The organism is uncultured Thiodictyon sp. (genome assembly GCA_903837595.1).
Classification (GTDB): Bacteria; Pseudomonadota; Gammaproteobacteria; order Chromatiales; family Chromatiaceae; genus Thiodictyon.
The window spans coordinates 1-3,594 of record CAILVI010000511.1; the positions used below are offsets into that span (position 1 = coordinate 1).

Annotated in this window: 3 protein-coding genes; all 3 read left to right on the top strand. The window is 61.5% G+C overall.

Features of this window, described 5'->3' with window-relative positions; all coding sequences use genetic code 11:
- Positions 1–99: 99 nt before the first annotated feature.
- Positions 100–684 carry a CDP-alcohol phosphatidyltransferase family protein gene (locus tag QZY44_RS31025; RefSeq protein WP_295456755.1) on the top strand — a complete coding sequence of 195 codons (585 nt, stop codon included), beginning with the start codon at positions 100–102 and terminating at the stop codon, positions 682–684.
- Positions 685–1,036: 352 nt separating this feature from the next.
- Complete coding sequence (locus tag QZY44_RS31030) at positions 1,037–2,215, top strand: serine hydrolase domain-containing protein (RefSeq protein WP_295456757.1); 1,179 nt, start codon at positions 1,037–1,039, stop codon at positions 2,213–2,215.
- A 626-nt stretch (positions 2,216–2,841) separates the two neighbouring features.
- On the top strand, positions 2,842–3,594 hold a 753-nt coding region (puhE, locus tag QZY44_RS31035), incomplete at its 3' end, for a putative photosynthetic complex assembly protein PuhE (protein WP_295456760.1).

Below are 3,594 nucleotides of genomic sequence, written 5' to 3' on the forward strand. Positions count from 1 at the left end.
CCCCCACAAGGGGGGAGGGCGAAGTGGAGCGCGCTCCCGGCGCGACTTTCACGGTAAGCCTCGACCTCCAGTGGCCGGAACGACGATCAGGGCCCAGCCATGACCATTACAGCGCTACACCAACTGCCATTGGCACTCACCATGCTGCGCGCAGCGCTAGGGCCAGTGATGGTCGTTCTGGCTTTGGTTGCTCCGAGCCACACGGCATTTGCCGTGTGTCTTGTGCTCGCACTCCTGTCGGACTATTTCGACGGAGTCATCGCCCGGCGTCTCGGCATTGCTACGGAAGGCCTTCGCAGGCTAGACAGCGTTGCGGACTCTGTCTTCTACTTGTCTGCTCTTTTTTCCGCGTGGTATCTGCACTCAGACTTGCTACGCCAACACTTAATGCCGCTGGGTGCTCTAATCGCGCTGGAACTGATTCGCTACGCCTTTGACTACCGAAAGTTCGGTCGGGAGGCGAGCTACCATATGTGGTCTTCCAAGCTGTGGGGCCTGACACTCTTTATCGGCTTCTTTGCCCTCCTGGTTTATGGCGGCGGCGGGTGGACTGTGACCCTGGCCATTTACACAGGATTCTTCGCTGATTTCGAAGGCCTTGCGATCTCATTCGTACTTCCCAAATGGCAGGCAGATATCCCTACGCTTTTTCACGCAATCAGGTTGCGCGCGTCTGAAGCCTAGTCCTTAAGGGCTTAATGCGGCCTTGATCGTCATTCCGGCCGACGGCCTCGAGACGCGCAGCGCCCAACACATGCGTGACACTGCTGGAGCGGTGTCACGAGCGGCTCGGTGGGTGGGGTAATGAGCGCCGCCACCGGGATAACGGAGGGCGTCGACGGGGGGCAGGTCTTGCGCTTTGCCTCGCGCCAGGCAAGAAGCGAGACCTGTGCCCATGGCTCCTGATGCGGCGTGTGCCGAAAGTCTCGCCGGAGTGCCGAAGTCCGGGAGGCTGCTAGAATTGCCAGGGTGCCGTCCAACAAGATATGCAAACCTCAACATCCGGTTCCGATCGGGTTGACCGCTTGGAGGAAAAATGAAACGTTCTTGCAAACCCTTACTTGCGGGCCTTGGCGTAGCAATCGCACTCTCGATCGCTGCACACGCGGGGGCGCAGACCTCGCTGAACCCCGAGCTCGAGCCCTATTTGAAGGAGTATGATCTGCCGGCGCTCGCGGCGGGCGTGGTCAAGAACGGCGAACTCGTCGCTGCCGGAGCCGTTGGCACCCGACGGGTCGGGGAGAATATCCCCGTCACCCTCGACGACCGCTTCCACATCGGTTCCGACACCAAGGCCATGACATCCCTGCTGGCGGCCATCCTGGTCGAGCAAGGCAAGCTGCAATGGACCACCACAGTCGGCGAGGTCTTCCCGGAGCTCGTGGAACAGATGGACCCCCGCCTGCGCACCGTCACTATCCAGCAACTCTTGTCGCATACCAGCGGACTGCCCTCGGACAACGAGGCATTCAAGAAGCTGTTGGACGATTCGTTTCAGCAGTCGGGAAACCTCGACGAACTGCGTTACTGGCTCGTCAAGACGGTAAGCAGCCAGCCTTTGGCCGCCGACCCGGGCGCGCAATTCGCTTATTCTAACCTGGGGTACGTCGTCGCCGGGGCGATCATTGAGCGCAAGGCCGGCAAGACCTGGGACGAGCTGGTGACCGAATGGGTCTTTGCCCCGTTGGGCCTAAAGACGGCGGGCCTGGGGCCGCAAGCCTCGGTCGGAAAGATCGATGCGCCACTCGGGCACCTCGTTGCGGATGGTAAGACCAAGGCTGTGCTCGCCGGCCCCAACGGCGACAATCCTCTGATCCTGGGGCCGGCTGGGATCGCCCATATGTCGGTGCTGGATTTCGCCCGTTGGGCGGGGTGGAATGCCGGCGAAGGCGCACGAGGTCCCAACCTGGTGACAGCGGAAACCCTAGAAAAGCTCCACACTCCCATCGTTGACGTCCATCAGGATGGTGAAGCCCCAAGCGGCGATCGCCCCGTGCCTCGCTACGGTTTCGGGTGGGGAACGCTACAGCCGGACTGGGCGACCCACCCGTTCCTCACGCACACGGGCTCGAACGGCGAGAATCTCGCGACCATCTGGGTTGCCCCCTCGCGAGACTTCGCCATGGTTGTAATGACGAATATCGCGGGCCAAAAAGCGAACCAGGCCCTCGTTAAGCTCGCACACGATATCCATTCTAAGTTCGGGGGCGAGTAGCCGAGATTGGCTTAGTCAGGCAAGAGGCAGGACCCAACCCCGCGCGTCCGTGGCGACTCAGCGATTGCCGTCTAAGTCAATTCACATGAGTCTGAGACACGCAATCCGCCCAGTACTGCCGAGCATTTGATCCGTCGCCGATCCCAACCTAAACCAGCAAGGTCGCGGAAAACGTTCCGGGCGGGGCGAATGCCCCGCCCGGCATTGGACATTGCGTTCCAGACTAACCGGCGACATCTGCGCCGGCGATGCGACAGCGTAGAGCGGCGACAAAAGCCGACGCCCCGGGTGCGCTACCGAACGGAACGACGCGTTCTCCCAATGCACCATGGGGCTGCGGGGTCACGAGACCGCGGGCTCAGGTCTTGCGCTCGCACATATTCTAAGCGTTGTTGATTGCAACACTTTAGCTGCGCCCCAACGCTAGCCCCAAGAGCGCAGGCCGCCGAGCTCGTGCTGAGGTGGTCCCTCGGGGGGACCGACCATCGGGACGCGTGGATTGACTGCGCGACCGCGTCGTTGCGGCGCAGTTTTGACCGAATCCCACAACGGTTACGCGGCAGGCAAGAGCCCTCATCTTTTCTGGGGGACGCGAGCCTGTCCTATGGATATTAGGAGGCCTCCTTATGACTGACTACGCTCTACCCTTCCTCTACGCGATTTTTGTCTGGTGGTCCACCACCGTTGCGCTGATCTATCTGGACGGCCTGCCGCGCTGGACCTTCCGCTGGACCATGCTGGGTGGCACGGTCGTGATGATCGTCGCCCTCTACGGGCTGGCCGTCAGCAGTGCGGATACCAGCCGCTCCGGAGTCTATCTGGCCTTCACCTGGGGGCTGCTCGCCTGGGGTTGGCAGGAAACCAGTTTCTATCTGGGCTATGTGACGGGGCCACGCCGGCAGGCCTGCCCGGAAGGGTGTTCCGGATTGCCGCATTTCGGCCACGCCATACAGACCTCGCTCTATCATGAGATCGCGATCATCGTCGCCGCGACGGCGGTGGTGACGCTGACCTGGAATCAGCCCAATCAGATCGGCACCTGGACCTTCATGGTGCTGTGGTGGATGCACCAGAGCGCCAAGCTCAATGTCTTTTTCGGGGTGCGCAACATCAACGAGGAATACCTGCCGGATCATCTCGCCTTTCTGGCGCGCTTCTTCTCCAAGAAGCCGATAAATCCGTTCTTTCCCGTATCCGTGTCGGTATCGACCCTGATCACGGGGTGGCTGGTGCAGCGCGCGGTCGCCGCCGATGCCACCCCCTTCATTGCCACCGGCTACACCTTTCTTGCGACCCTGATGGCCTTGGCCGTGCTGGAACATTGGTTGCTCGTGATGCCGCTTCCCCCCGGTGCGATCTGGGGCGCGGGTTTGGCCTCG

Bases quoted from the DNA above. Each gene is read 5' to 3' on its own strand.
- QZY44_RS31025 (WP_295456755.1), top strand. From the start codon at position 100: ATGACCATTACAGCGCTACACCAACTGCCATTGGCACTCACCATGCTG.
- QZY44_RS31030 (WP_295456757.1), top strand. From the start codon at position 1,037: ATGAAACGTTCTTGCAAACCCTTACTTGCGGGCCTTGGCGTAGCAATC.